We start from the raw sequence: 25292 nt of genomic DNA, 5'->3' as shown, positions 1-25292 counted from the left end.
CGCACCACAACGAGCAGACGACGGCGGGACCTCCCGCCGTCGACGGTTTGTATTGCTTCACACGAGGGAAGCTATCCCGCGTGTGCCAGCAGTCCCTCAAGCCAGATGCCGAGCTCCGCCAGCGTCTGGCCGGTGATGCCGTGCCCGCCGGGATCGCGGCGTGAATGGACGGCCGCACCGGATTCTCCGTGCAGATAGCCCCAGGTGCCCTGCAGCAGCTCGGCCGGGATGACCCGGTCCTGCTCGCCCTGGGCAACGAAGACCGGGACCCCGGCCAGCCTGCCGGGCGTGACGGGCACGCCGGCGTCGAACGGGAGGGTGCCGTAAAGGATCGCGGTGCCTGCGAAGCGGTGCGGGTCCGCCAGCAGCAGGCCGCCCGCAAAGGCTGCCCCGCCGCTGAACCCGACCAGCACCACGGGGCGGCCGGCCGGGGCCACAGCATCGAGCCAGGTGCGGAACCCGGCCATGGTCTCGGCCAGTGATTCCGCAGTGGGGCGGCCGATCCCGCGGTTGGCGAACCAGGCGTAGCCCCCGCCTTCGGCAATCGGCGCGCGCACCGCGGCGTAGGCGGGGCCTTCCGGAAGCCGGTCGGCAAGCCCGATGATGTCCTGTTCGTTGGAGCCGCGGCCGTGCAGCAACACCACCAGGGGCATTGCTGGATCAGAGGATCCGGCATTTGCGACCACGGGGCCGGTCTCGGTGGTTTCCATTTACTTGGTGACCTGAAGTCCGGTGTCCCAGTTGAAGTCGGCGAACTCCGGGTTGGCCTGCATCGTCATCAGGACGAACTGGAAGCCCTCGAGTTCCCTGGACCGCTTGAGGGGGCCAACCACCAGGGGGCGCAGGCCTGCGGCACTCGCGAAGCTGCCCACTGCACCGGTGGCGTCCGCGTTGTCACCGGCGATGAAGACATCCAGCGGCTGGCCACCGGATTCGCCGGCCACCAGCGGGCCTGCGAAGGTGGTGTTGAAGGCCTTGACCACGTGGGCGCTGGCCGGGGCGAGCTTGGCGATTTCCTCCGCGGCGGACGTTCCCGGCGCCACCACCAGGGAGTCGAAGGTTTCGAAGTTGACGGGGTTGGTGATGTCCACGATGGTCTTGCCGGCCAACGCCTCGCCATAGGCGGTCACCAGGGATTTCGCGGCATCGAACGGAACAGCCAGGACCACGATGCTGCCCTGGGGAGCCTGGGCAGTGCTGCCGAAGGTGACTCCCCCGCCAAGCTCGGTGGCCAGGGCCTGGGCGTTGCCTGCATCCTGGCCGAGGATTTCGACGCTCTGGTTGGCGGCGAGCGCGCGGGTGGCGATGCCCCGGGCCATGTTGCCGTTACCGATGATGGTGATGTTCGTCATGGGATTCTTCTTTCCGAATATGCGGGCCAGGAGGTTCTTCATCAGGTTCAGTTCTGTCTAGTGGTTGTTTACTTGAAGCTACAACTAAATATAACCCTAGGAACTTGAAGTGTCAATAATTTTCGGAAAGACAGTGGGTAGCATGCAGCCATGAGCACCCGTGATACTCCGTCGCAGATCGGCGACCTCCCGCCCATTGGGCGTCCGGCGAACAGCGCCCTGCTTCAGGCCGGAATCAGCACCCTGGCCCAGGTCGCCGGGCTCAGCCGCAGCGAATTGCTGGCCATGCTTGGCGTGGGCCCCAAAGCCATCCGGCTCCTTGAAGAAGCGCTGGGCGCTCAGGGGGTGCGGTTCGCCGACTGACAGCCGGACGCGGTCCGCGTGACCCTGGGAGGGGTGAGTGGATTCGGATACGGCAAACCCGCCAGGAATTTCCTCTGGTTCTCGTTTCTGCCAGCCTGAGACAATGACCCAATGGAAATCGCGCTGGGAATTCTGGCTCTCGTCGCGGTGGTCTGTGCGGGAAGCGCCCTGGGCCGGAAGCTCAACATTTCCGTTCCGCTGCTACTGGTCCTGGCCGGCGTCGCCGCCTCCTTCCTGCCTTTCGTTCCGCGCATCGAGCTGACCCCGGAGCTGGTTCTCGTGGGCTTGTTGCCCCCACTGCTGTATGCCGCGGCGCTGCGGACGTCGCTGTTCGATTTCGGTTCCAACCGCCGGGCCATCGGGCTGCTGTCCGTGGGCTACGTCATCTTCGGCACCATCACAGTGGGCTTCGTGGTCTGGTGGCTGTTCCCTGAAATCCCGCTCGCTGCAGCTTTCGCACTCGGCGCCGTTGTGGCGCCACCGGACGCGGTGGCCGCAACCGCCATCGCCCGGAAAGTGGGGATGCCGCGCAGGATCGTCACCATCCTCGAGGGCGAGTCACTGGTCAACGACGCCACCGCCCTGATCTGCCTCCGGGCCGCGATCGCCGCCATCGCGGGATCGGTGTCAGCCGCGGAGATCGCCGGTGAATTCCTGCTCGCAGCCGGTGGCGGGGTGGTGGTGGGCCTGGCCGCCGCCTACGTGCTGACCGAGCTCCGCAAGCGGATCAGGAACGTCCCCATCAACACCTCGACGTCGTTGGTTGCGCCTTTGGTGGCGTATCTTCCGGCGGAGGCGATCCACGCGTCCGGTGTCCTCGCCGTCGTCGTCACCGGGCTGGTGATGGGCACCAAGGCGCCCTCCATGCCCAACGGTGCCGCCCGGCTCAGCCAGCGCAGCAACTGGAACACGGTGCAGTTCCTGCTGGAAAACGCGGTGTTCCTGCTGATCGGCCTGCAGGTGCGGACCATCATCGACGGCGTCCAGGACGATTCCCTGGGGGCAGGCCGGATCTGGGCCGGCTGCGCCGTCATCCTGCTGGCGGTGCTGGTGCTGCGGCCCGTCTGGGTGTTCCCGGCGACGTACCTGCCCCGGCTGATCCCGGCGGTGCGGCGGAACGATCCGGCACCGCCGTGGCAGTTCGCAGCGATTGTTTCCTGGGCCGGGATGCGGGGGGTGGTCACCCTGGCCGCGGTGCTGGTGCTGCCCGAGGACCTGGAGCACCGTTCGGTGCTGATCCTCGCTGCACTGGTGGTGGTGGGCGGCACGCTTGTGCTGCAGGGCTTTACGCTTCCGGCGCTGGTCCGGACCCTTCATGTGCAAGGTCCGGACCCGCGCGAGGACGCGCTGAACCAGGCCTCGCTGATGCAGCTTGCCACCGCGGCAGGCGTGACCCGCCTGCAGGAACTTCGCACCGGGGACGATCCTCCGGAGGTGGTGGCCATGCTCAAACGGCGCACCCAGGAGCGCGGATTGGCGGCCTGGGAACGGCTCGGGCGGCCCAAGGCCGAGGCCGCGACGCCCAGCCAGCGGTACGCCCGGCTGCGGCTCGCCATGCTGGAGGCGGAGCGGGCCAGGGTGCTGGAACTGCGGCGCGGCGGCGAATTCGCGCAGGAGGTCCTCAGCGAAGTGCTCGACCGGCTGGATATTGAGGAATCCATGCTGGACCTGGCGCTGGACGAGCTGGATACGTCCGGCGAAGGCGGCGGCGAAGGGATTGCGACGCCGGGCGGGGTGTGCGCCCACCTTGAGTCAGCCCGGTCCCGGGAGGTGCCACTGAACGCGTCCTGCGAGGACTGCCTGAGGGAAGGCACGACGCCGGTCCACCTGCGGATGTGCCTGGGCTGCGGGAAGGTGGGGTGCTGCGATTCCTCCCCCGGCACCCATGCGTCCAAGCACTTCGGGACCACCCGGCACCCGGTGATGCGCAGCATCGAACCCGGCGAGGACTGGCGCTGGTGCTACCAGGACGACCTGCTGGGATGACGCGATCTTCCGCCGATTGGCCACCGCTCCGAGGGCGAGGTCCGCGCCGCACCGCCGTCTTAGCCACCCTCACGGCGTTGGCAGTGGGGTTGAGGGGAGCCATGGACCTTCTCGGCGAAGTCAGGTACTGGAATCCGCTGACACCGCTCGAGTACGCCGCCGTTGTCCTGGCTTCTCTGGCTTTCCTCCTCCTGGGCAGTACGCTCTGGGCCATAGGACAGCACTGGAAGTCCAGTACAACAAAGACCGGCCGCATGGCAAGGTTCAGCCGGTTCTCGATTTCTGTGGCTGCGGTTGCTGCCGCGGTGGTTTCGGTCTCCAACTTTCTGGAGGACTACCTGCGGCTGCGCTGGTTCGGCGCCACTTTTGTTGCGGGGACCCTGGTCCTTTTCGCCGCCTTGCTTGCTGCCACAGCAACCCGCTTTGCAGCACGTCCGCGGAAAGAAACCGCCGAAGCATTCCTCTTGCTGGCAATAACCGCCGGCGTCATATTCTCGGCCCTGTCGCCTCTTCCAGCGGTCGCGGCACTCCTGGGGGCGGCTGCTTACTACGCTTTTGGCCTGCCACAAGGGCGTGACCACCCGGATCCTGCCAGAACCTGACCGTACTGCCGCGTCCATCGCCGGGCCGGAACGGCCACTATGCTGAGCTGACCATCGCAGGAGATGGGCTTGGCAGCACAGGGGGCGCTGGTGGCATCAGGTTTTGACGGCAAGGATTCTTCGGGCATACCGCGCTGGGGGCGTGACATTCCGGGAGTCCGCCGGTCTCCGAGCGGGCGTATCCCGCAGTGGGCCATCGACGAGGCGCTGGGAAAGCTTGAAAATCCCGAGCCCTGGCGCAGCGCCCCGGCGCCGCTGGCGCTCCGAAAGCCACGCCGCTTCAGCCGAAAACGGCCAGTCGGTGCCCGCAATCGGAGAGGGCGGCTGGCCACGGTGCTGGGTATCGCCCTGGTGGTGTGCCTGTATTTCACGCCGAACCTGTTCGAGCGGTACGTGATGTCCGCAGCACGGCCCCATCTGCCCGGCTCCGAGGTTCCGCCACCGGGTTATGAAGCCGCTTCATCTCCCCTGGGCCTCCCGCCGTCCGTGACCGGATCCACCGCTTACCTCCTGCAGGAGTCACCGGACCCGGGCCAGTCATTTACTGCCTACGATCCGTGCCGTCCGGTCCATTACGTGGTCCGGCCGGACTACGCACCGCCAGGCACGGAACAGCTCATCCAGGAGGCCGTGGCCGCTGTTTCGGCGGCAACCGGACTGCAGTTCGTCTATGACGGAACCACCTCCGAAGCGCCCACAGAGGACCGCGGTGCGTACCAGCCTGACCGCTACGGCAAGAAATGGGCGCCGATTCTGATTGCTTGGTCCACGCCCGAAGAGTCACCTGACCTGGCAGGCAGGGTTGCGGGCACAGGTGGAAGCTCATCCGTCCGGGTTCCGGGCGAGCCCTACGTCTACGTCACCGGCCAGGTTCACCTGGATGCGCCCGGGCTGACAGAAACGATGGCCTTTCCCGATGGACCCGCCCTGGTCCGGGCCATCATCATGCACGAACTGGCCCATGTCGTCGGGCTGGACCACGTGAACGACCCCACGCAGCTGATGTACGAGGAGAACAGCGGGCAACTCGACTTCGGCGCCGGCGACCGCGCCGGGTTGGCATTGCTGGGAACTGGAAAGTGCGTCCCGCGATTGTGACCGGCCCGGAAGGTGGTGGCGGTTCCAAGAATCGCCACCACCGTCTCGAACTACATTTCAGGCCGTATGGGCCGTCGTCAGCGGGCAGATGCTGCTGCGTCCTCCTCTGCTGGTTCATCCGCCACCAAGTGGTGCAGCTGCTCGGCGTGACCGCGCGGAGAGTGCGCCTTGTCTTCACCGTTCTCGTAAGCGTTTTCGGCGTGGAGGCCAACGTCGAGTCCCGTGGCTTCGATGGGTGCCGCAACGCGGATGCCCACGGTCATGTCCAGGACTTTGGCGATCACCCAAGTGACTGTGAAGGTATACGCGAAGACGGCGACAATGGCCAGCGCCTGGCGTCCAAGGAGTTCGAAGCCCCCGCCGTAGAGCAGGCCGGTTGCCCCGCTGGGCGCCTCCGGGGTGGCCAGAATGCCAATCAGCAGGCCGCCAACAACGCCGCCGATGAAGTGCAGGGCGGTGACGTCGAGGGCATCATCGAATCCCAGTTTGTATTTCAGTGCGACGGCGAAGTAGCAGACAACGCCTGCCGCTCCACCGATCGCAAGGGCTGCAAGAGGCGTGACGGCGCCGCAGGACGGCGTGATGGCTACCAGGGCGGCGATGGCGCCGGAGGAGGCCCCGAGAGTGGTCGGGTGACCGTCGCGGATCTTCTCTACGAGGAGCCAGACGACGACGCCCGCGCAGGTCGCGGCAACAGTGTTGAACGAAGCCACGGCGGCATTGTTGTCTGCAGCGCCCAAGCCACTGCCGTCGAAGCCGATCCATCCGGTGAAAAGAAGCCCCACGCCCAAAAGGGTCAGCGGAAGGCTGTGGGCTTTGGGCTGCACCGGCCACGTCCGGCGCTTGCCGAGTACAAGCGCCAGCGCAAGGGCGGCCACTCCGGAGTTGACGTGAATGGCCGTGCTGCCGGCGTAGTCGATTGCCCCCAGGGTGTTGGCAATCCAGCCGCCCTGGACCGCGCCGTCCCCCGAATCAAAGGCGAATACCCAGTGCGCAACCGGGAAGTAGACCAGGCTTGCCCAGATGCCGGCAAAGACCAGCCAGGCTCCGAACTTCATCCGGTCTGCCGCTGCACCGGCCACGATGCCGGCCGTCAGGCCGGCGAACATCAGGTGCAGTGCGGCCAGCGCGAGGGGCGGCAGGGCGGCGTCGTCGGGGGCTGTCAGGAGCTGGCCCAGTCCCGCGTACTCCAGCGGATTGCCGAGCAGCCCCAGCCCGGCGATGGAATTGCCAAAGACGGCGGAGTAGCCAAAAGCCACCCAAAGAACGCCAACAACACAGAAGGAACCCAACACCATGAGCATCATGTTCATGGTGGTTTTGCGGCTGACCATGCCGCCGTAGAAGAGAGCCAGTCCAGGCAACATCAGGGCGACTGCAACGACGGCGGTCAGGACCCACGCCGTATTGCCCGCAATGGTGGCAGTGTCCATACGAATCTCCAAAGGCTAGATGACGGGCACGCCGCACAGGGAGCGGGGCGCCAGCGTTTCGATACGCTATCTAAATTGTTGGAGTTGACCTTTTCGATGCCGTATCGAATTCGTTTCCGGTGGGTTAACTCTCGGCGGTGGCATTCCAGTCCGCGGTGATCCCGCTTGCGGCCATCCGGACATCCGGAAGACTCTCCGGCATAGCCAGTAACCGGGCGAGGCTCGTGTCGGCGCTCAGTTCCGAGACCTGTTCAGCGGAATAGGAGCGAAGCCCGGGAAGGGGCTGGCGGTAGTGGCGCTGGAGGCCCTCATTCAGGCCCAAGGCCGCAGTTGCCGCATCCGAGGGGTCCACTGTCATGAACTCACCCGCACTGACCCCCTGCTGCACCATCGATGCCGCCAGCCGGTGGAGGGCGGCGTAATCATCAAAGAACGCACCAAAGTTCTGGGGCTGTGACCGTGCCACCCGCTCAAACTCATAGAAGTCCAGCGGAGCCGAGCACAGCTGCATGACGTCAGCATGGAGGACCGCGTACAGCCGCGGGGCCGCAGCGCCGGATTGTGCTTCGAGCGCAGTTGCCAAGGCCAGCGAGCTCCGGTTTTCTTCAAGCAAGGCCTGGAGGATGTTGTCCTTGCGCGCAAACCAGTAATAGAGCGAGGACTGCCGCAACCCGGCGCTGCGGGCGATCTCACTCATGGTGGTTTCCGCATAGCCTTTTGCCACGAACAGGGCGGTGGCTTCCCGGATAATGTCCTGCCGCGGAGATCCTGTCGGAGCGCCGCTCAGGCGGGGCCGCCCCGCAGCCGGTCGTGACGCATCCCTTGTCATCCCAAACTCCTGCTTTCGTTGTCTTCAGGCCCTGCCCAAAGCCTATCCGCGAAGGATTAACGCGGGTGAAACAATTTCGACATCCTATCGAAATTGCGACGTATGAGACTTTCTATAACTTATCGAAAAGGTGTTCACCGTGACCGCCGCAGTTACCCGAACGAGGAGCAACATGACCGTAGAAACAGCCCAGTCCGCCGTTGAAACCGTGCAGCGGAAGCTCCGCGAGGCCGGGGTCAAGTATGCAATGTCCAGCTTCGTGGACCTGCACGGCAACATCAAGACGAAGTTCGTCCCGCTGGCGCACTTGCCCCAGATGGCCGCGGGGTCCGAGCTGTTCACCGGGGCCGCCCTTGACGGACTGCCGCAGGACATCAGCGACGAGGAGCTCTCCGCCCGTCCTGACCTCGACAGCGCAGTGCAGCTGCCCTGGCGCAAAGAGGTGGCCTACTTTGCAAGCGACCTCTACACCGGGGGCAAACCCTTCGAAGCGGCTTCGCGGAACATCCTGAAGCGGCAGCTCGAAGAAGCGAAGAAGCTGGGCTTCACCTTCAACCTCGGCATCGAAACGGAATTCTTCGTCCTCAAGGACACACCCGAGGGTCCCGTGGAGGTCAGCGACCGGGACACCCTCAGCAAGCCCTGCTATGCGGCACCGGCGGCTTTGGACAACTTTGACTGGCTCACCGAGATGGTCGAGGCAATGAACGAGATGGGCTGGGGTGTCTACTCCTTCGATCACGAGGATGCCCAGGGCCAGTTCGAGATCGACTTCAAATACTCCGACGCCCTGACCATGGCCGACCGCGCGGTGTTCTTCCGGCTGATGGCCAACGAGATGGTCCGCAAGCACGGCTACTTCGCCACCTTCATGCCGAAGCCCTTCGCCGACCGGAGCGGCTCCGGCGCACACTTCAACATGTCGCTCGCCGACGTGGAAACAGGCGTCAACCTTTTTGAGACCGACGACGACCCCCGCGGCTGTGGCATCTCCGAACTGGGCTACAAGTTCATTGCCGGCGTCCTCAAGCACGCGCCCGCCATCTGCGCCGTCATCGCCCCGACCGTCAACAGCTACAAGCGCCTGGTCCGGAAGGGCAGCATGTCCGGCTCCACATGGGCTCCGGTATTCGTCAGCTACGGCAACAACAACCGCACCAACATGATCCGCGTCCCGCTGGCCGGCGGCCGTGTCGAGTGCCGTGCTGCGGACATCAGCTGCAACCCCTACCTTGGGGCGGCCATCATTCTCGCAGCAGGGCTGGAAGGCATCCGGGAGAACCTCGATCCGGGCGAGCCGCACACCGAGAACATGTACAACTACACCGAGGCCGAAATCCTGCAGAACGGACTGGGCCTGCTCCCCCGCAGCCTGGGCGAGGCGATCGACGAGTTCGCGGCCGACAGCCTCTCCCGCGATGTCTTCGGCGAGTCCATGTACAACGCCTACATCGATTACAAAGGCGAGGAGTGGAATGAGTACCAGGCCCACGTCTCGGAATGGGAAACCAAGCGATACCTGAAATTCTTCTAAGCGGCCCCCGTGCACAAGGATTTCGCACTCGGCAGGTTCGGGCTGGTTTCCGGCGCGGACCTGCCGGACGCCCGGCTCGCCTACCGGACCTACGGCTCACTCAATGCGGCCGGTGACAACTGCATCCTCCTGCCGTCGTACTACACCGGCACGCATGCCAGCTACGAACCCTGGATCGGCAAGGGACGCGCCCTCGACCCGGACCGCTGGTTCATCGTTGCCGTGAACATGTTCGGTAACGGGCTTTCCACCTCGCCCTCCCGCGCCGACCCCGGGATCCGCGGCGCGGCCTTCCCAAGTGTCACCATCCCAGACAACGTGATCGCCCAGCACCGTCTGCTGACTGATCTTGGCGTCCGCCACCTCCGGATGATCGCGGGCTGGTCCATGGGCGCGCTGCAGGCCTACGAGTGGGCCGTGCGCTATCCCGGGATGGTCTCCGGCATCCTTCCTATCGCCGGAGCTGCCAGATGCTCGCCGCACAACTTTGTTTTCCTTGAGGGTGTGAAAGCGGCACTAAAGGCCGATCCAGGTTTCGACGATGGGCGCTACACCGTCCAGCCCGTTAGTGGGTTGCGCGCATTCGGTACCGTTTATGCCGGCTGGGCCTACTCGCAGGACTTCTTCCGGAACGGCATCTACCGGGATATCGGCTATGGAAGCGTCGAGGAATTGCTCGACAGCTGGGCGGCAGACCACGAAGACATGGATGCCAACAATCTGCTGGCCATGCTCGACACCTGGCAGCGGGCCGACGTCGGGACTGCTGAACGCGGTGGCTTCGAGGGAGCGTTGGGTCAGATCCAGGCACGCTGCATTGTCATGCCGAGCACCACAGACCTCTACTTCCCCGCTGCGGACAGCAGGATCGAGGTCAAGCTGATTCCTCACGCTGAACTCCGCCCGCTCGAATCCAACCTTGGGCACGTTGCAGGACGGCCCGGGATCCGGGGAGCCGAAACGGAACAGGTCGGCGAAGCCATGCACCTGCTCCTCGACGGCTGAGAGTGAACGACGGCGGGCCCTCCCCGCCGTCGTCCTTTTGCCCTCGCTGGGGCTCAGCGCGCTCCATTGCGCGCGGCTCCGGTCAGGCGGCCAGCGGCCTATCGAACAGCTGCTCGGCGAGCCTGATCAGGTGGCGGGGAGCGTCGGCCGCTTCGCCGGGGTTTGCGTCGCCCAGGAACAAAGCGGTCCCGTAAATGGTCTCGTCGAGATCCACGCCCGCCTCTCGGATGAGGACTTCCGCCCGGACATTCGGGCGGGAGCGGGTCCCTCCATTGTTGAGGTAGACGTGCCAATCCCGGCCGGCGATGAATCCGACCTCCCCGGCGGCTACCCGCTGCCAAGCGTCCATGTCCAGCTCAACGGCTCCGATGTGGACGGAATGCGTGAGGCGGGCCGGGATTACCAGGGCGCTGAAGGAAGTTTGAAGGGTCATGTCTTGTCCTTGGAGCTGAAAAGGATTGCGTCCGATCCGGATGGCGCGGGCAGCCGCGCGGGCCAGGAGTCCCGCTCCCGGCTGCCCGCAGGCATGTTTAGCGCTGGTTTTTGCGCGGCTTTGCGAAACTTGTTTCACTGTTTTCGCTTTTAGCTCTTTTATCGGCCCTTTTTTCGAGGATCGATTTGCCCGCTTTTTTAGCGGCGCCGCTCTTGGGGGATTTTCCGGACATAGGAATCACGCCTTTCTATGCTTTGCGTTACCCGATACCATACCCGCTTTTATTTTTTATGCCAGTCCCCAGCAAACCGCGCGATACCGGGCTCTACAGCGTCCCCGAAGGCCCTCCGCAGCTTGACCACTTCAGTTGTTCGGCTTTTATGGTTTATGACTTGAAAAATTCCAGAAGTAATTTCCTGTCAGAGAATAAAATGCAAAATAAGAACACAAAATTGCCTCTCGGATCCGAGGAAAATTCGCCAAAATACCCGCTGTGCCGCAGTTGGTTCTTGATCCGCAGTCACCGGTGGAGGCGCTCCCGCCAGTCCGCAGGCACCTTGTCGGCCGGCGCAGGCGAAGGCTGCTCCGGTGGCCTGGACTGGGGATCGGGGAGCCGCGGGCCGCGGAAGAACTTCTTCGTGGTGTGCTCGTAGAACCAGTCCTCCCCAGGTTCAAAGGACCTCACGACGGGGTGGCCTTCGGTGCGCGCGTGGGCACTGGCATGCTGGGACGGTGATGAATCGCAGCATCCGATGTGGCCGCATTGGGCGCAGCGGCGAAGATGCAGCCACCAGCCTGGGCCGTCGCCGCCGAGGCACTCCAGACACCCTGTCCCACTGGGTGTGGCGGCCAGGCTGATTCCCGGAATAGGGCGATCCTCCATCGGGTCCTCCGTTTCCACTGCGCCGGCCATGAGGTCATCCCCTGGCCCGCCGTCGCGAGTAATTCTGGCAGAAACTCCGCGTCCTCGGAACGGCAGAAGCAAGGGACCAAACGCCCCTTGTCCCCACTGTCCCAGCGCGAGTATCGTGATCGCCACCGAACCCTTGAACCGGAAAGACGGCGGCCATGGATGACTCGGTTCCGATCCTGCTGATTGCCACCTCAGACCCGGCCTCGCGGCGCATTCTCGGAGATGAGTTGCGTAGACGCTACGGCGCCGACTACGAGGTGGTGGCCTGCGCCGACCACGCCCACGGGCGGGCCGTACTCGAGGGGCTCCGGCGCTGGAATCGCCAGGTCGCCCTCATACTCGGGTGCTACGGACCGGCTGACCGCGGTGGACTCGATTTCCTCCGGCGTGCCTATGGCTTTCACCCCGCCGCCAAACGCGCTGTTGTGGTCACCTGGGGCGACTTCGCCAGCGCCCCCACGGTATTCCGGGCGATCGCGCAGGGGTACGCCGAACTGTTGATCATCCGTCCCGAACGGCCGCGCGACGAAGAATTCCATGGGGCGATCACCGACGCACTCGACGACTGGCACCTGGCCCAGGGGGTCGGGTTCGAGGCGGTCCGGCTGATCGGGGAGGTCGGCGACGAAAGGACTCATACGTTGCGCGACTCCCTGAGCCGGAACCACATCCCGGTGGGCTTCCACCCTGTCGGGTCCAAGACGGCGGACCGGACGCTGGAGGGCCTGGGCCTGCGCGACCCCGCGCTGCCGGTCCTGGTGCTGGAGTTCACCGCGTCACCGGTTGTGCTCGAGAACCCCAGCGATGTGGAGATCGCCGAAGCGATGGGTGTGACGCGGCCGCCCCCCGCGGACAAGGTCTTCGATGTGGTGGTGGTGGGAGCCGGCCCTTCCGGTCTCGCGACAGCTGTGTACGCGTCCTCCGAGGGCCTCTCCACCATGGTGGTGGAAGGAGAGGCGGTGGGAGGCCAGGCCGGCACCAGTTCGTTGATCCGGAACTACCCCGGCTTCTCCCGCGGCGTCAGCGGCGCCCACCTGGCATACCGCTCATTTCACCAGGCCTGGACATTGGGCACGGACTTCCTGTTCCTGCGGAGGGTGGAGGGACTCCGCGCGGATGGAGCACTGTATGCCGTGTCGATTTCCGACGGAAATGTGGTGCGCTGCCGCACCGTCGTGGTGGCCACCGGCGTTGACTACCGCCGCCTCGGCATACCGCAGTTGGAGGACCTGGTCGGCAGAGGCGTGTTCTACGGGGCCACAGTCTCCGAGGCGCCGTCGATGGCCGGAAAGCACGTCTGCGTCGTGGGTGGCGGCAACTCGGCCGGACAGGCGGTCCTGCACCTTGCGAAGTACGCGAAAAGAGTGACGCTGCTGGTTCGCGGCCCCACCCTGTCGGTCAGTATGTCGGAATACCTGATCTCCCAACTTGAGGCCACCCGGAACGTTGGAATCCGCTACAGCAGCGCGATCGTAGGCGCCCGCGACCAGGACGGATTCCTTGCCGCCGTCAGGGTGGCCGCATCCGGAGCGGACGCAACCCAGGGCGAGGAGATCGAAGCGGGCGGCCTGTTCGTTCTGATCGGTTCGGTGCCGCGGACGTCCTGGCTGCCCGACACCGTGGAGCGTGACCCAGCCGGTTTTCTGTGCACGGGCACCCGCCGGGATGTCAGTGACGCGGGGTCCGCCAGGCCGGACAAGCCGCCGTTGGCGCTGGAAACCAGCATGCGCGGCATTTTTGCTATCGGCGATGTGCGGGCCGGTTCGATCAAACGTGTGGCCACAGCAGTGGGGGACGGCGCCACCGTGGTCTCGATGCTTCACACCTACCTGGCCGAGAACCCCCTGCCTGCCCCGCCCACTGCCCCCACTGATGAGGCAGCCGCACCTGAGGAGGTGCCGTGATGTCCGCTTCACCTGAGGCCACACCGTTGATCCCGCCGATGCGGCGGCTGCTCTACGTCGCCGCATTCCTCGTGTTTCTTGCCGGACTGGTGCTGTACGTGTTTCCGCTCCGGACTGATGAATTCTTCGCCTGGACAGTCAATCCGCCCATGACCGCGGTCTTCCTCGGTGCGGCATACTGGTCCAGCGCCGGCCTGGAGGTAGCGGGCGCCCGTTCGGCGGGCTGGGCTTCCGCGAGGCTGGCGGTCTGGCCTGTGTTCATCTTCACGGCACTGACCCTCGGAGTCACCCTGCTGCATCTCGATCGCTTCCACCTCTCGCCGAACACTGCCCTCACCGCCCAGATAGCCACCTGGGCGTGGCTGGCAATCTATGCCATCGTTCCCCTGGCAATGCTCGTCATCAGCTGGATGCAGCTACGGTCGCGGCGTCCTTCGTTTGAGTCTGTGGCGGCGGGACGGCCAGTCCTGCCCCCAGCACTCCGGCTGCTGATGGTGGGAATAGCCGGCGTGCTGCTGCTCTACGGCGTGGCGCTCCTGGCAGGACCTGTTCCAGCCGCAACGTGGTGGCCATGGCAGCTGTCCGAACTCACAGCGAGGGCGGTCGGAGCGTGGCTGGTGGGTCTGGGGTGGTCGGCCGCCCAGGGCCAGTTCAGCAGTGACCTCCGCACCGTCCGCCCCGTGGCCCTGACCTCCGTTGTGTTCGTCATTCTGCAGGCACTGGCCCTGCTGCGGTATGGCGGCGCCCTGACCTGGCCAAGCGCACAGGCTATCGGCTTCGTCACCGTGCTGCTCGCCATTGGAGTGGCCGGTGCCTGGGCACTCGCGCTGTCCCGTTCACCGGTAGCCCGGACCGGAATTGCCTGAGCAGCCCCGGGAAGACTGCTGCCCCTAGATCACGACGGCGGCACCGCCCGCCGTCGTACGTCACCTCCCCGAACTGAACCGTCCGCGACTCTGACGTGCACAAACAGTCACATCCGCTCTACCTTGGGGTTGTCGAGAAACCGGTTTCTCGGTAGTGTCCTTCTCAGCGCCCCGACGTGACCGCCGTCATAGCAGCCGCCGGACCGGAGCGCAGTTCATTCCAATGACGGAAGAGAGAACATGCGAAAACGAAGTACCTCTTTATCCATGTCCGCAGCCCTGGCCGTGGCAGGAGCGCTGATCATTGCGGCTCCGGCCGGCGCGACTCCCACCCCCCTGGCGAACCCCGCCGCCCAGACTGCCCAAACACCGCTGGAGCGCCAGGTTCTGCCTCAAGGTGACGGCTGGGCATCCGAGGGAACCGGCACCACGGGCGGCTCAGCCGCAGAGGATGCAAACCTCTACGACGTCTCCACCAAAGCCGGGCTGCTGGCCGCGTTCGCAGCGGGTGGCGCTCAGCCCAAAATCGTCCGGGTCCACGGCACCATCGACGCCAACACCGCACCGGACGGTTCAGCGCTGACCTGCGAAAACTACGCTGCAGGCACCGGCTACAGCCTGGAGCAGTACCTCCAGGACTTTGACCCGGCCACCTACGGCCGGAGCGAGGAGCCCGCCGGCCCGCAGGAGTCTGCGAGGCGCGTCGCCGCTGCCAACCAGGCGAAGTCCATCCGCTGGGATATCCCCAGCAACACCACCATCGTCGGCGCAACCGCGGACAGCAGCATTGCCGGTGCGGCCCTCCGGATCAACGGGGCAACCAACGTGATCGTCCGCAACCTCACTCTGCGGGACTCCGCCGACTGCTTCCCTGCCTGGGATCCGACAGATGGTACCGAGGGCAACTGGAACAGCGAATACGATCTGCTCCAGGTCATCAACAAGGCAACGCACGTCTGGATCGACCACTCCGCCTTCACCGACGCCCCGAACCTGGACAGCTCCCAGCCGGTGTACTTCGGCCGCCCCTACCAGGTGCACGACGGCGCAGTGGACGTCACCAACGGCTCGGACCTGGTGACCATGTCCTTCAACAGGTTTTTTGACCACGACAAGCTGCTGCTGATTGGCTCCACCGATTCGCCCACCCGCGGAGACCCCGGCAAACTGCGCGTCACCCTTCATCACAACGTCTTTGAGAACGTCGGCCAGCGAGCGCCGCGCGTCCGTTTCGGCCAGGTGGACGTCTACAACAACCATTTCAAGGTCAACGAGGACAGCACTGTCCCCTTCGAATACTTCCTGGGCGCCGGATTCGACTCCCACCTGTACGCCGAGGCGAATGCCTTCACGCTGCCGGCCGGAATTGACGCCGCCGAAACCATCCGCCGGTTCAAGGGAACGGCCATCACCACCATCGCCAACGCCGTCAACGGCAAAATCACGGACCTTCGCGCGGAGTACAACGCCGTTGCAGCGCCCGCGGACCAGCTGGCCGAGGACACGTCCTGGACCCCCACCCTGCGCACCCAGGTCCACCCGGCCCAGGCTGTACCGGCGCTGCTCCAGAACTCCACCGGCCCGATCTTCACCGCGGGAGGGAACCTCTGATGGCCGCCTTTCTGCCCAACCGCCGCAGCGTCCTCACCACCCTGGCGCTGACGGCAGGAGCCATGGCCCTCTCAGGGACGGGCATAGCGAGCGCCTTCCCGCAGGCCAACAACGACCCCACTAAACCCCGCACCAAACCGGTCGTCTTCGTCGTCGGGGACTCGACGTCGTCGGCGTATCAGCAGTCCGAGCGCCCCCGCGCCGGCTGGGGGCAGGCCCTCCCCCTCCTGCTGGGGCCGCGGGCAACGGTCTTTGACTATGCCTGGTCCGGCGCTTCCTCCAAGAGTTTCGCCGACGCCGGGCTGCTGGACCGGGTGCTGGCCCTGATGCAGCCGGGCGACTACCTGCTGATTTCGTTCGGCCACAACGACGAGAAGGTGGTGGACCCTGCCCGCGGAACGCTCCCGGACTCCACGTTCAAGGAGTACCTGGGCCGGTACGTCGACGGCGCGAGGGCACGCGGCGGCAAGCCCGTCCTGGTCACCCCGGTGGAACGCCGCCGCTTTGATTCCTTCGGCAGCGCCCGGGATTCCCACGGCGCGTATCCCCAGGCTGTCCGGGAACTCGCGGCAGCTTCGGGCACCCCGCTGGTGGACCTGTCGGCTTCCTCCAAGGAGCTGTGGCAGCAGCTGGGCCCGGAGGCGACCAAGTCCCACTTCCTGCATCTGGCTCCCGGCGAGCACCCGCAGTATCCGGAAGGTTCCGAGGACAACACGCATTTCCAGGCCGCCGGGGCGCTGGCTGTGGCGCGCCTCGTGGCTCGCGAGCTGCAGAACAAGGAGATCGTGCCACCGGGCTACTTCCTGAATATCGACGGCGGCACCGACGTTCTGGCGGACATGTACTGGCCGTCCGAACGGCCCGTCGATGTCCCTGTAACGCTCGACGTCGGAGCGGGCCGGGCGTTCGCCACCGTCCAGGCCGCTGTTGACTCCGTTCCCGCGGGCAGCCTCCAGCGGACCGTCATCAGGATCCAGCCCGGCACCTACCGGGAAGCCGTGAAAGTGCCGGGCAACAAGCCCAGGATCTCTTTCATCGGGCAGGGCAGCAGGCCTGAAGAGGTGGTGCTGGTCTACAACAACGCATCCGGCACACCCAATCCGGACGGCACCGGGAACTTCGGCACGTCGGGCAGCGCATCCGTCCGGGTTGACGGGCCGGACTTCGTGGCCCGGAACCTGACCATCAGCAACGATTTCGACGAGGCCGCCAACCCAGGCATGAAGGACCGCCAGGCCGTGGCGCTGCACATCACCGCAGACCGCTCGGTCCTGTCCAACGTCAGGCTGCTCGGCAACCAGGACACCCTGCTGGTCAACTCACCCGCAGCGGGCGTCCATGCGCGTTTCTACTTCGACGGCTGCTATGTGGAAGGGGACGTGGACTTCATCTTCGGCCGCGGGACCGCCGTCTTCAGTGGCTGCGAGATCAGATCACTGAACCGCGCCTCGACGACGAACAACGGCTACGTGACAGCGGGCAGCCTTGATCTGTCCATCCAGTACGGTTACCTCTTTGACCAGTGCCGGCTTGTCTCGGACGCCGCGGCAAATACAGTGCACCTTGGCCGGCCGTGGCACCCCAGCGGCGACCCGCAGGCGGTTGCCCAGGTCCTGGTCAGGGACTCGTGGCTGGGCGCCCACATTTCCGGCACGCCGTGGACGGACATGAGCGGCTTCTCGTGGAGGGAGGCAAGGTTCCACGAGTACAACAACCGCGGTCCCGGCGCCCAGGTGACCACGGACCGCCCACAACTGCCCGGGAATGAGGCGGGCAACTACACGGTCCGGACCTACCTGCAGGGAACGGACGGCTGGGCACCGCAGCTCGCGGGCACGGCGGCGGACTGCAGCGTGGTGCCGTCGGAGGTGGCCGCCTAGCTCCTGTGGCACCCCGACGGCGGGCGCGTGGGTGTGCCCTCCGCGTGGGTGGGGGGACGACGGCGGGAGGCTCCGCCGTCGTCCGCTTCCGGTGTCAACGCCGGAAACTCCCGGCCAGCTGAGCTGACCGGGATTTCCGGATCGATGGGTTCAAAGGAAGGTCAGACGCCGGCGGGCACCGCAACCTTCAGCGGTTCGATCTTGCCCATGACGAACAGATAGTTCGCCGCACCGACGAGGGACACGGCTCCGATGACGGCAAGAGGTGCCACGAAGGATCCGGTCTGGTCCACCAGGACGCCGATCAGGATAGGGGTGAAGATGCCGGCCAGGTTGGACGCGAAGTTCTGGAGTCCGCCAATGGAGCCCACGTGGCGTGAACTTGGGGCAACGTCCGCAGGCAAGGACCAGATCCCGGTGGCAGCGACCGTCAGGCTGGAGTACGCCACGGACAGCAGGGCCAGTGCCATCCAGGCCTCGGGCACCAGAGCAGCGAACATGATCACCGAACCGCCGGTCAGGCCACCGGCGATGGCAGTCTTGCGGACCCGGGTCACGGAGACGCCGCGCTGCACGGCACGGTCGGCAACATAGCCGGCGAGCCAGCCGAAGGCGACGGCGCAGATTCCGGGAATGGCGCCGAACATCCCGAGCTTGAGCAGATCGAAGCCCCGTTCCTTCACCAGGTAGCTCGGGAAGAAGGTGATGAAGAAGTAGATGGCACTGTTCAGGCAGAAGAAGCCGAACATCATGCTGAGTACAGTCCGGTACTTGAAGAGCGACCGCCACGGAAGCTTTGCGGCTTCCGCGTCGTCGCTGGCCGCGCTACGGGCGCCGCCTTCCTGGATGTAGGCCACCTCGGCGGCGTCGGCGGTGGGGTGCTCTTCCGGGCTGCGGTAGACCTTCCACCACACGGCGGCCCAGATGATGCCCGCGACGCCGATGATGATGAAGACTGCGTGCCACGAAGTGAACGCGACAATAAGGGTCACGATGGGCAGGGCGATCACAGCGCCCACACGGGATCCGGAATCCCAGATGCTCGTGGCAAAGGCGCGCTCACGGACCGGGAACCAGGTGGCCACCACCTTCGCCGCAGTACTCGGGGCGGGGCTTTCACCGACGCCGAGCAGGAACCGGGCAGCAAAAAGGGACCAGAAATTCGTGGCGGCAGCGGTTGCCATGGTGAAAACGGACCACCACAGGGCCGCCAGCGAGAATGACCGCCGCGGGCCCACCTTGTCGACGTACCAACCGGCGGCCAACTGGCAGAAGTCATAGGCCCAGAAGAACGCGGCGAAGATCAGGCCCTGCTGGGTTGCCGAGAGCTCGAAGTCCTTGCCCATGAACGGCAGGGCCACACTGAGGCTGGAGCGGTCCAGGTAGTTGATGCTCAATCCGATGAAGGCGAGCCAGATAATCATCCAACGCTTGCGGGTCATGGTGCGGGGAGCCTTGGGGGAAGTTTGGGGGGCGAGCCGGCTGTCCAGGACAGTCATAGCGTCTCCTTTGACGTAAACGTTGCTTTTTCCGTGAAGCACGGGAGGGGAACACGCCGAGAATCCCGGCGTCAAAATCATGTAGGAATCGCAATGATCATATAGTAGATGTGATCCAGAGCAAGTTTTGAACGAGATGCGTCCCCACCCGACCTTAGCCGCCCGTGGCTTATGATTCCCACTAGTGACTCCGACCAACCAGCACAAAGAGGTAGCCGCGTGCCCCCACGTCAATCATCCGATGCATCAAAAGGCAAGGCGGCTGTCAGTGACGTCTACGCCTCCATGCGGGCCTCCATTCTCAAGGGCGAAATAGAACCGGGCGCACGGATCAACATTGATGCGGTTTCCCGAAGCCTGGGCGTCTCGCAGACGCCGGTACGGGAAGTTCTTCAGCGGCTTGAAGGGGACAACCTGGTGGTCTACAGTCCCGGCCGGGGATACAGCACCACGCCACTGCTCGGCCTGGACGAGCTGCGCGCCCTGTTCGAGTTCCGGCTGCTGGTTGAGCCGTGGGCCGCCAGGGCGGCGGCGGTGGATCGGCTCGCAAACCCTGCCCGGGCACTGGAAAAGGAACTGGCTGCGTTCAAGGGCGTGATGCGGGACGGGGGCGACCTGCGGCAGGACCTCGTGGCCCATGACACCCGCTTCCACGACACCATCCTGCTGGCCGCAGGGAACCCGGTGGTGCAGCACGCCTTCGCCCAGACACATTGCCACCTGCACACCTTCCGCCTCTACCCGGCAGATATCGACGGCGCCATCACCATCGCTGAACACGCCACCGTCCGGGAAGCCATCGCAGCATGCCAGCCGGACCGCGCCGAGGAAGCCATGGCGGAGCACATCAGGAATTCCTACTCGCGTTTTGCCCAGGCCTTCGAAGGAAAGGCAGACCTGCCGCCCCTGGACAGCGGCGGGCCCCCGGGAAGGCATATCGTCAACTGAAACTGGAGCTCCGGCCTGCTGGCCGGGGCTTCTTTTATTTTCTCCGGCACTTGATCTGCGTCACTCTTCCTATATGATTATTGAACTTCATATAGGAATCGTGTCCACTCATTTGAATTGATCGAGAGAAGAAAACCATGAGTTCCATCATTTCCATCCACACCCAGGACGTGCGGTTCCCGACTTCCCTGGAGCTTGACGGTTCCGACGCCGTCAACGTCGACCCGGATTACTCTGCTGCCTACGTCGTCATCCGCACCGATGCAGGCGACGAGGGCCACGGGTTCGTTTTCACGTGCGGACGCGGCAACGAAATCATCACCCACGCCATTGATGCCTACGCCCGCCTGCTCCTGGGCCGGGACATCGAAGAACTGATCTACGACCTGGGCGGCGCCTCCAAGAGGCTCATCCACGATTCCCAGTTCCGCTGGCTCGGTCCGGAAAAGGGCGTCACCCAGATGGCGGCCGGCGCCCTGGTCAGCGCCCTCTGGGACATCCGCGCCCGCCGGGAAAACAAACCGCTGTGGCTGCTGCTCAGCGAGATGCCCGCCGAAGAGATCGTCGACGTCATCGATTTCACCCACATCCGCGACGCCCTGAACCCGCAGCAGGCCCTGGACATCCTCCGGGCCGGCGAAGACGGAAAGGCAGCCCGGATCGCCGCCCTCAAAGTGGACGGCTACCCGGCTTACACCACCTCTCCAGGCTGGCTGGGCTACAGCGACGAAAAGCTCGTCCGGCTGAGCAAGGAGGCGGCCGCGGAGGGCTTCTCCATGATCAAGCTGAAGGTGGGCGGAAACATCAATGACGACCGCCGCCGCATGGCCCTGGCCCGGCAGGCCGTGGGCGATCTCCCCATCGCCATTGACGCCAACCAGCGCTGGGAAGTGTCCGAAGCCATCGAATGGGTCAACCAGCTCGCCGAGTTCAACCCGTACTGGATTGAGGAACCAACCAGCACGGACGACATCCTGGGCCACGCGGACATCCGCAAGGGGGTTGCACCTGTGCGGGTGGCCACCGGCGAGGCCGTGGCAAGCCGCATCGTGTTCAAGCAGCTGCTCCAGGCCGGCTCCATCGACGTCCTCCAGCTGGACTCCACCCGAGTGGGCGGCGTCAACGAGAACATCGCCAACCTCCTGCTGGCTGCCAAGTTCGGCGTTCCGGTGTGCCCGCACGCCGGCGGGGTGGGGCTCTGCGAACTCGTCCAGCACTTCTCCTTCTTCGACTACGCGGCGATCACCGGCAGCCAGGACGGCCGGATGATCGAATACGTGGATCACCTGCACGAGCACTTCGCCGAGCCGGTCCGCATCATCAACGGCCGCTATGCCGCCCCGGAACTCCCTGGCACCGGCGCCGAGATGCTCAGCGCCTCACGCGCCCGCTGGGAGTTCCCCGCCGGAGCGGGATGGCTCGAAGTGGGCAACCGCGCCGCCGTGACGGGCGCATCCGTGACCGGAGCGGGCGCACTCCGATGACCACCACCGTTGATGACCTCAACCTGAGTGTGGACGCCGCCCACGCCGCTTTCGAAAAAGGGCGCACCGCGGACCCCCATACCCGCTCATCATGGCTGGAGGCGATCGCAGCCGCACTGGAGAACGATGCCGGGTCGCTGGTGGAAACCGCGGTTCAGGAAACCCACCTCGGCGAGCCACGGCTCCGTGGCGAACTGAAGCGGACGGTCTTCCAGCTTCGGCTCCTCGCCGAAGAAATCCGGAGCGGTGAGCACCTCGATGCCACCATCGACCGGGCGGATCCGGACTGGGGCATGGGACCGCGGCCGGACCTGCGCCGGCTCAACGTGCCCATCGGCGTCGTTGGCGTCTTTGGCGCCTCCAACTTCCCCTTCGCCTTCAGCGTGATGGGCGGCGACAGCGCCTCGGCACTGGCCGCCGGCTGCGCCGTGGTGCACAAAGCACACGACGGACACCGGAACCTTGCGCTCCGCACCGCCGAGACCGTCCTCGCCGCCCTGGACGCTGCCGGAGCACCTTCCGGGCTGTTCTCGCTGGTCACCGGCCGGGCCGCTGCGGAGGCCCTGGTTGACCATCCGGCAGTGAAGGCTATCGGGTTCACCGGCTCGACGGCGGGCGGCCGGGCACTGTTCGACCGTGCTGCCGCCCGGCCCGAACCCATTCCCTTCTTCGGCGAACTGGGCGGCATCAACGCCGTGTTCGTCACCGGAAACGCCTGGACGGCACGGCGCGACGAGATCCTCAGCGGATACGCCGCCTCCTTCACCCTGGGGATGGGACAGTTCTGCACCAAGCCGGGGCTCCTGTTTGTTCCCGCCGGACAGACCGACGGCGTCCGGCAGGTTCTCAGCGGCGCGCTGGCGGACTTTGCCGCGGCGAAGCTGCTGAGCCCCCGCCTGCATGAGGGCTACCGCCAGTCTGTGCAGGACCTGCGCGGCAACACGGGTGTGGACGTTCTTGTCGAAGGCGACTTCGACGAGGCCCCGGCGCCCACGGTGCTCCGCACGACCTCCCCGGAGGTACGCAACGATCCGTCCATTCTGCGGCAGGAAATGTTCGGGCCCGCCAGCCTGGTGGTGGAGTACGGCGACGAATCGGAACTCCTGGAACTTGCGGGACTCCTGGAGGGCCAGCTCACCACCACCGTCCAGGCAGAAGCGGACGACGACGTCTCCGACCTCGCCGCACGGCTGGCGGACATCAGCGGCCGGGTTCTCTGGAACGGCTGGCCCACCGGAGTTACGGTCAGCTACGCCCAGCACCACGGCGGACCGTATCCCGCCACGACCTCGGCCACCACGTCCGTGGGAACGGCTGCCATCCGGCGCTTCCTCCGGCCTGTGGCCTATCAGTCCTTCCCGGCAGGGCGGCTGCCCGAACCCCTGCAGGACACCAATCCCTGGAACATTCCGCAGCGAGTGAATGGAACGTGGCACAGGCCCGAGCGGCAGGGCCAAGCCCCAGGAAGCGCGGGCCAGGCATGAGCGCGGCGCTGGGCACCAGCGGGGAATCGGTGCTCCCCGACGACGCCGCACAAGCACTCCTGATCGGCCGCGTCTGGGACGTGGAAACCGGCGGACCGCGGGTGGTTGCAGTCCTGGAAGAGGACGTCTTCGACCTCCAGCACCTGGCCGGCACCGTCTCCGATCTCCTGGAAAGACCGGATCTCGTGGCAGACGTCCGCGCCGCCATGGCCGTGCCTCGCTGGAAGACCCGCGAGATCGTCCACGCCTCAATGACGCAGGATACGGCCCGCCCGCACTTCCTGGCTCCCGTTGACCTTCAGGTCATCAAGGCCTGCGGCGTGACGTTCGTGGACAGCATGATCGAGCGGGTCATCGAGGAGCGCTGCGCCGGAGACGCCACCCGGGCGGCCGGAATGCGGGAACTGGTGGGCCGCGCCCTCGGCGGCAGCCTCGGCTCGATCCGGCCCGGATCCCCCGAGGCAGCCGAAGCCAAGAAGGTGCTGATCGCCGAAGGGCTCTGGTCACAGTACCTTGAAGTCGGCATCGGCCCGGATCCCGAGGTGTTCACCAAGGCCCCGGTGCTTTCCTCGGTGGGACTGGGCGCGGGGGTCGGGATTCCTGCGTTTTCCTCCTGGAACAACCCGGAGCCGGAACTGGTGCTTATTGCCACCTCGGACGGCACTGTTGTGGGCGCGACGCTGGGCAATGACGTGAACCTCCGCGATGTGGAGGGCCGGAGCGCCCTGCTGCTCGGGAAGGCCAAGGACAACAACGCGTCCAGCGCCCTGGGTCCCCTGATCCGTTTGTTCGATGACGGCTTCACGCTGGAGACCCTGCGCCAGGAGGAGATCCTGCTGCGGGTGGAAGGCCAGGACGGCTACTCACTGGAGGGCAGCAATTCGGTATCCCGGATTAGCCGGCCGTTCGAGGAACTCGTGGCGGCCACGCGCGGAAAGCACCACCAGTACCCGGACGGGTTTGCCCTGTTCACCGGCACGTTGTTCGCCCCCACGCAGGACCGTGACCAGCCCGGCCAGGGCTTCACCCACCACCCGGGCGACACCGTGACCATTCGCAGCCGCCACCTCGGAGCCCTTATCAACGTCGTGGGGGCGTCCGAAGAGCTGCCGGAATGGTCGTTTGGCCTGCGGCAACTGTTCGGCTATCTGCATGATCAGCGCCAGTTCCTCGAAGCAGAAAGTCCCGAAGCAAGCAGTAAGGAATATGCCTCATGAAATTCGCCCAGACCGGCGCCCCGGGCGCCGAACAGCCCGTCCTGATCCATGGGGACAGGCACTACTCGCTGCGCAGCATCACACCGGCCATCAATGGTGAGTTCCTCGCCAACGACGGCCCGGCCGCTGCCGCCGCCGCCCTGGCTGCAGGCACGCTGCCGGAAGTCGGATCCGACGGCGTACGGTACGGCGCCCCCGTGGCGCGCCCGTCCGCCGTCGTCTGCGTCGGGTTGAACTACGCTGCCCACGCAGCGGAATCAGGTGCCCAGCCGCCTGAGCACCCCGTGATCTTCCTCAAGACGCCCAACACCGTCGGCGGACCGGACGATGCTGTAAGCATCCCGCGGGGATCCACCAGGACCGACTGGGAAGTGGAGCTCGGGATCATCATCGGGAAACGGGCGTCCTATCTGGACTCCCCCGAATCTGCCCGCGAACACATCGGCGGCTTCGTGGTGGTCGATGATCTCTCCGAGCGTGACTTCCAGCTGACCGTTTCCGGCGGCCAGTGGTCCAAGGGCAAAAGCTCCCCGGGGTTCTGCCCCACGGGCCCGTACCTGGTCACCCCCGGCGAGGTCGACGCCGGCAATCTCCGGCTGCGCAGCTGGGTCAACGGCGAGGCCCGCCAGGATTCATCCACGGCGGACATGATCTTCGACGTGGACACCATCGTGTGGAACCTGAGCCAGTACATGGCGCTCGAGCCCGGCGACCTCATCTGCACCGGCACCCCCGAAGGTGTCGGGTTGTCCGGGCGCTTCCCGTACCTGCAGGCCGGGGACGTCGTGGAAGTTGAGATCGACGGACTGGGCCGCCAGCGTCATGAGTTCACGGCATGAGCGCAGACCCAG

22 protein-coding genes are annotated in these 25292 nt (G+C 65.5%); 15 read left to right on the top strand and 7 right to left on the bottom strand.

Annotated elements, in window-relative coordinates; all coding sequences use genetic code 11:
• Nucleotides 1-71 precede the first annotated feature (71 nt).
• Together AC1MCA_RS12960 and AC1MCA_RS12955 are read right to left on the bottom strand one after the other, a co-directional pair.
• Nucleotides 72-710 (bottom strand): alpha/beta hydrolase, encoded by a 639-nt coding sequence (locus tag AC1MCA_RS12960; protein ID WP_479797870.1) that lies wholly within the window; start codon nt 708-710, stop codon nt 72-74.
• Nucleotides 711-1352 (bottom strand): NADPH-dependent F420 reductase, encoded by a 642-nt coding sequence (locus tag AC1MCA_RS12955; RefSeq protein WP_479797869.1) that lies wholly within the window; start codon nt 1350-1352, stop codon nt 711-713. It abuts the gene before it with no gap.
• A gap of 150 nt (nt 1353-1502) precedes the next feature.
• On the opposite strand from AC1MCA_RS12955, the gene AC1MCA_RS12950 reads away from it, so the two are divergent.
• The 4 genes from AC1MCA_RS12950 (at nt 1503) to AC1MCA_RS12935 (ending at nt 5401) form a co-directional block, all read left to right on the top strand.
• Nucleotides 1503-1715, top strand: coding sequence for a helix-hairpin-helix domain-containing protein (locus tag AC1MCA_RS12950; RefSeq protein ID WP_479797868.1), 213 nt, complete (start codon nt 1503-1505; stop codon nt 1713-1715).
• Nucleotides 1716-1826: 111 nt separating this feature from the next.
• Complete coding sequence (locus AC1MCA_RS12945) at nt 1827-3701, top strand: Na+/H+ antiporter (protein WP_479797867.1); 1875 nt, start codon at nt 1827-1829, stop codon at nt 3699-3701.
• Between the two features lie 101 nt (nt 3702-3802).
• Nucleotides 3803-4303, top strand: a complete 501-nt coding sequence (locus AC1MCA_RS12940) for a hypothetical protein (RefSeq protein ID WP_479797866.1) — start codon at nt 3803-3805, stop codon at nt 4301-4303.
• A gap of 69 nt (nt 4304-4372) precedes the next feature.
• Nucleotides 4373-5401, top strand: coding sequence for a zinc metalloprotease (locus tag AC1MCA_RS12935; RefSeq protein WP_479797865.1), 1029 nt, complete (start codon nt 4373-4375; stop codon nt 5399-5401).
• A 77-nt stretch (nt 5402-5478) separates the two neighbouring features.
• Here the strand turns inward: AC1MCA_RS12935 and AC1MCA_RS12930 are convergent, their stop codons facing one another.
• Nucleotides 5479-6834: an ammonium transporter gene (locus AC1MCA_RS12930; RefSeq protein ID WP_479797864.1), complete on the bottom strand. Its 1356-nt coding sequence runs from the start codon at nt 6832-6834 to the stop codon at nt 5479-5481.
• 124 nt (nt 6835-6958) lie between these two features.
• Entirely contained in the window at nt 6959-7663 is a 705-nt protein-coding gene (locus AC1MCA_RS12925; RefSeq protein ID WP_479797863.1) for a TetR/AcrR family transcriptional regulator, read from the bottom strand.
• Between the two features lie 172 nt (nt 7664-7835).
• Between AC1MCA_RS12925 and glnT the strand changes: the two genes are divergently transcribed.
• Both glnT and AC1MCA_RS12915 read left to right on the top strand, forming a co-directional pair.
• Nucleotides 7836-9197 (top strand): type III glutamate--ammonia ligase, encoded by a 1362-nt coding sequence (gene glnT, locus AC1MCA_RS12920; RefSeq protein WP_479797862.1) that lies wholly within the window; start codon nt 7836-7838, stop codon nt 9195-9197.
• A gap of 9 nt (nt 9198-9206) precedes the next feature.
• On the top strand, nt 9207-10202 hold the full coding sequence (locus AC1MCA_RS12915) for an alpha/beta fold hydrolase (RefSeq protein ID WP_479797861.1): 996 nt from the start codon (nt 9207-9209) through the stop codon (nt 10200-10202).
• 82 nt (nt 10203-10284) lie between these two features.
• Here the strand turns inward: AC1MCA_RS12915 and AC1MCA_RS12910 are convergent, their stop codons facing one another.
• Entirely contained in the window at nt 10285-10635 is a 351-nt protein-coding gene (locus tag AC1MCA_RS12910; protein ID WP_479797860.1) for a DUF3846 domain-containing protein, read from the bottom strand.
• A gap of 520 nt (nt 10636-11155) precedes the next feature.
• Nucleotides 11156-11518 carry a UBP-type zinc finger domain-containing protein gene (locus AC1MCA_RS12905; RefSeq protein ID WP_479797858.1) on the bottom strand — a complete coding sequence of 121 codons (363 nt, stop codon included), beginning with the start codon at nt 11516-11518 and terminating at the stop codon, nt 11156-11158.
• A gap of 185 nt (nt 11519-11703) precedes the next feature.
• On the opposite strand from AC1MCA_RS12905, the gene AC1MCA_RS12900 reads away from it, so the two are divergent.
• From AC1MCA_RS12900 to AC1MCA_RS12885, 4 genes are all read left to right on the top strand, one after another.
• Entirely contained in the window at nt 11704-13452 is a 1749-nt protein-coding gene (locus AC1MCA_RS12900; protein WP_479797856.1) for an NAD(P)/FAD-dependent oxidoreductase, read from the top strand.
• Nucleotides 13452-14318: a hypothetical protein gene (locus AC1MCA_RS12895; protein ID WP_479797854.1), complete on the top strand. Its 867-nt coding sequence runs from the start codon at nt 13452-13454 to the stop codon at nt 14316-14318. Before AC1MCA_RS12900 ends, AC1MCA_RS12895 begins: the two co-directional genes overlap by 1 nt.
• Before the next feature lie 240 nt (nt 14319-14558).
• Entirely contained in the window at nt 14559-15929 is a 1371-nt protein-coding gene (locus tag AC1MCA_RS12890; protein ID WP_479797852.1) for a pectate lyase family protein, read from the top strand.
• On the top strand, nt 15929-17809 hold the full coding sequence (locus tag AC1MCA_RS12885) for a pectinesterase family protein (protein WP_479797850.1): 1881 nt from the start codon (nt 15929-15931) through the stop codon (nt 17807-17809). Before AC1MCA_RS12890 ends, AC1MCA_RS12885 begins: the two co-directional genes overlap by 1 nt.
• Before the next feature lie 161 nt (nt 17810-17970).
• Here the strand turns inward: AC1MCA_RS12885 and AC1MCA_RS12880 are convergent, their stop codons facing one another.
• Nucleotides 17971-19308, bottom strand: a complete 1338-nt coding sequence (locus AC1MCA_RS12880) for an MFS transporter (protein WP_479797848.1) — start codon at nt 19306-19308, stop codon at nt 17971-17973.
• 219 nt (nt 19309-19527) lie between these two features.
• On the opposite strand from AC1MCA_RS12880, the gene AC1MCA_RS12875 reads away from it, so the two are divergent.
• The 5 genes from AC1MCA_RS12875 to AC1MCA_RS12855 all read left to right on the top strand — a co-directional run bounded on the left by AC1MCA_RS12875 (nt 19528) and on the right by AC1MCA_RS12855 (nt 25280).
• Nucleotides 19528-20256 (top strand): GntR family transcriptional regulator, encoded by a 729-nt coding sequence (locus tag AC1MCA_RS12875; protein ID WP_479797847.1) that lies wholly within the window; start codon nt 19528-19530, stop codon nt 20254-20256.
• A gap of 137 nt (nt 20257-20393) precedes the next feature.
• Complete coding sequence (locus tag AC1MCA_RS12870) at nt 20394-21740, top strand: L-fuconate dehydratase (protein WP_479797845.1); 1347 nt, start codon at nt 20394-20396, stop codon at nt 21738-21740.
• Complete coding sequence (locus tag AC1MCA_RS12865) at nt 21737-23224, top strand: aldehyde dehydrogenase (NADP(+)) (protein WP_479797843.1); 1488 nt, start codon at nt 21737-21739, stop codon at nt 23222-23224. The genes AC1MCA_RS12870 and AC1MCA_RS12865 overlap by 4 nt, the downstream gene beginning before the upstream one ends.
• Nucleotides 23221-24441 carry a fumarylacetoacetate hydrolase family protein gene (locus AC1MCA_RS12860; protein WP_479797841.1) on the top strand — a complete coding sequence of 407 codons (1221 nt, stop codon included), beginning with the start codon at nt 23221-23223 and terminating at the stop codon, nt 24439-24441. The genes AC1MCA_RS12865 and AC1MCA_RS12860 overlap by 4 nt, the downstream gene beginning before the upstream one ends.
• Nucleotides 24438-25280, top strand: coding sequence for a fumarylacetoacetate hydrolase family protein (locus tag AC1MCA_RS12855; RefSeq protein ID WP_479797840.1), 843 nt, complete (start codon nt 24438-24440; stop codon nt 25278-25280). The genes AC1MCA_RS12860 and AC1MCA_RS12855 overlap by 4 nt, the downstream gene beginning before the upstream one ends.
• Nucleotides 25281-25292 lie beyond the last annotated feature (12 nt).

This window comes from Arthrobacter sp. BK1 (assembly GCF_056680055.1).
The sequence above is the reverse complement of the archived record's forward strand: the minus strand, read 5'-3'. Positions and strand labels throughout refer to the sequence as shown.

Coding starts and splice junctions, on each gene's coding strand:
- AC1MCA_RS12960 (WP_479797870.1), bottom strand. CDS start 710: ATGGAAACCACCGAGACCGGCCCCGTGGTCGCAAATGCCGGATCCTCT.
- AC1MCA_RS12955 (WP_479797869.1), bottom strand. CDS start 1,352: ATGACGAACATCACCATCATCGGTAACGGCAACATGGCCCGGGGCATC.
- AC1MCA_RS12950 (WP_479797868.1), top strand. CDS start 1,503: ATGAGCACCCGTGATACTCCGTCGCAGATCGGCGACCTCCCGCCCATT.
- AC1MCA_RS12945 (WP_479797867.1), top strand. CDS start 1,827: ATGGAAATCGCGCTGGGAATTCTGGCTCTCGTCGCGGTGGTCTGTGCG.
- AC1MCA_RS12940 (WP_479797866.1), top strand. CDS start 3,803: ATGGACCTTCTCGGCGAAGTCAGGTACTGGAATCCGCTGACACCGCTC.
- AC1MCA_RS12930 (WP_479797864.1), bottom strand. CDS start 6,834: ATGGACACTGCCACCATTGCGGGCAATACGGCGTGGGTCCTGACCGCC.
- AC1MCA_RS12925 (WP_479797863.1), bottom strand. CDS start 7,663: ATGACAAGGGATGCGTCACGACCGGCTGCGGGGCGGCCCCGCCTGAGC.
- glnT (WP_479797862.1), top strand. CDS start 7,836: ATGACCGTAGAAACAGCCCAGTCCGCCGTTGAAACCGTGCAGCGGAAG.
- AC1MCA_RS12910 (WP_479797860.1), bottom strand. CDS start 10,635: ATGACCCTTCAAACTTCCTTCAGCGCCCTGGTAATCCCGGCCCGCCTC.
- AC1MCA_RS12905 (WP_479797858.1), bottom strand. CDS start 11,518: ATGGAGGATCGCCCTATTCCGGGAATCAGCCTGGCCGCCACACCCAGT.
- AC1MCA_RS12900 (WP_479797856.1), top strand. CDS start 11,704: ATGGATGACTCGGTTCCGATCCTGCTGATTGCCACCTCAGACCCGGCC.
- AC1MCA_RS12895 (WP_479797854.1), top strand. CDS start 13,452: ATGTCCGCTTCACCTGAGGCCACACCGTTGATCCCGCCGATGCGGCGG.
- AC1MCA_RS12890 (WP_479797852.1), top strand. CDS start 14,559: ATGCGAAAACGAAGTACCTCTTTATCCATGTCCGCAGCCCTGGCCGTG.
- AC1MCA_RS12885 (WP_479797850.1), top strand. CDS start 15,929: ATGGCCGCCTTTCTGCCCAACCGCCGCAGCGTCCTCACCACCCTGGCG.
- AC1MCA_RS12880 (WP_479797848.1), bottom strand. CDS start 19,308: ATGACTGTCCTGGACAGCCGGCTCGCCCCCCAAACTTCCCCCAAGGCT.
- AC1MCA_RS12870 (WP_479797845.1), top strand. CDS start 20,394: ATGAGTTCCATCATTTCCATCCACACCCAGGACGTGCGGTTCCCGACT.
- AC1MCA_RS12865 (WP_479797843.1), top strand. CDS start 21,737: ATGACCACCACCGTTGATGACCTCAACCTGAGTGTGGACGCCGCCCAC.
- AC1MCA_RS12860 (WP_479797841.1), top strand. CDS start 23,221: ATGAGCGCGGCGCTGGGCACCAGCGGGGAATCGGTGCTCCCCGACGAC.
- AC1MCA_RS12855 (WP_479797840.1), top strand. CDS start 24,438: ATGAAATTCGCCCAGACCGGCGCCCCGGGCGCCGAACAGCCCGTCCTG.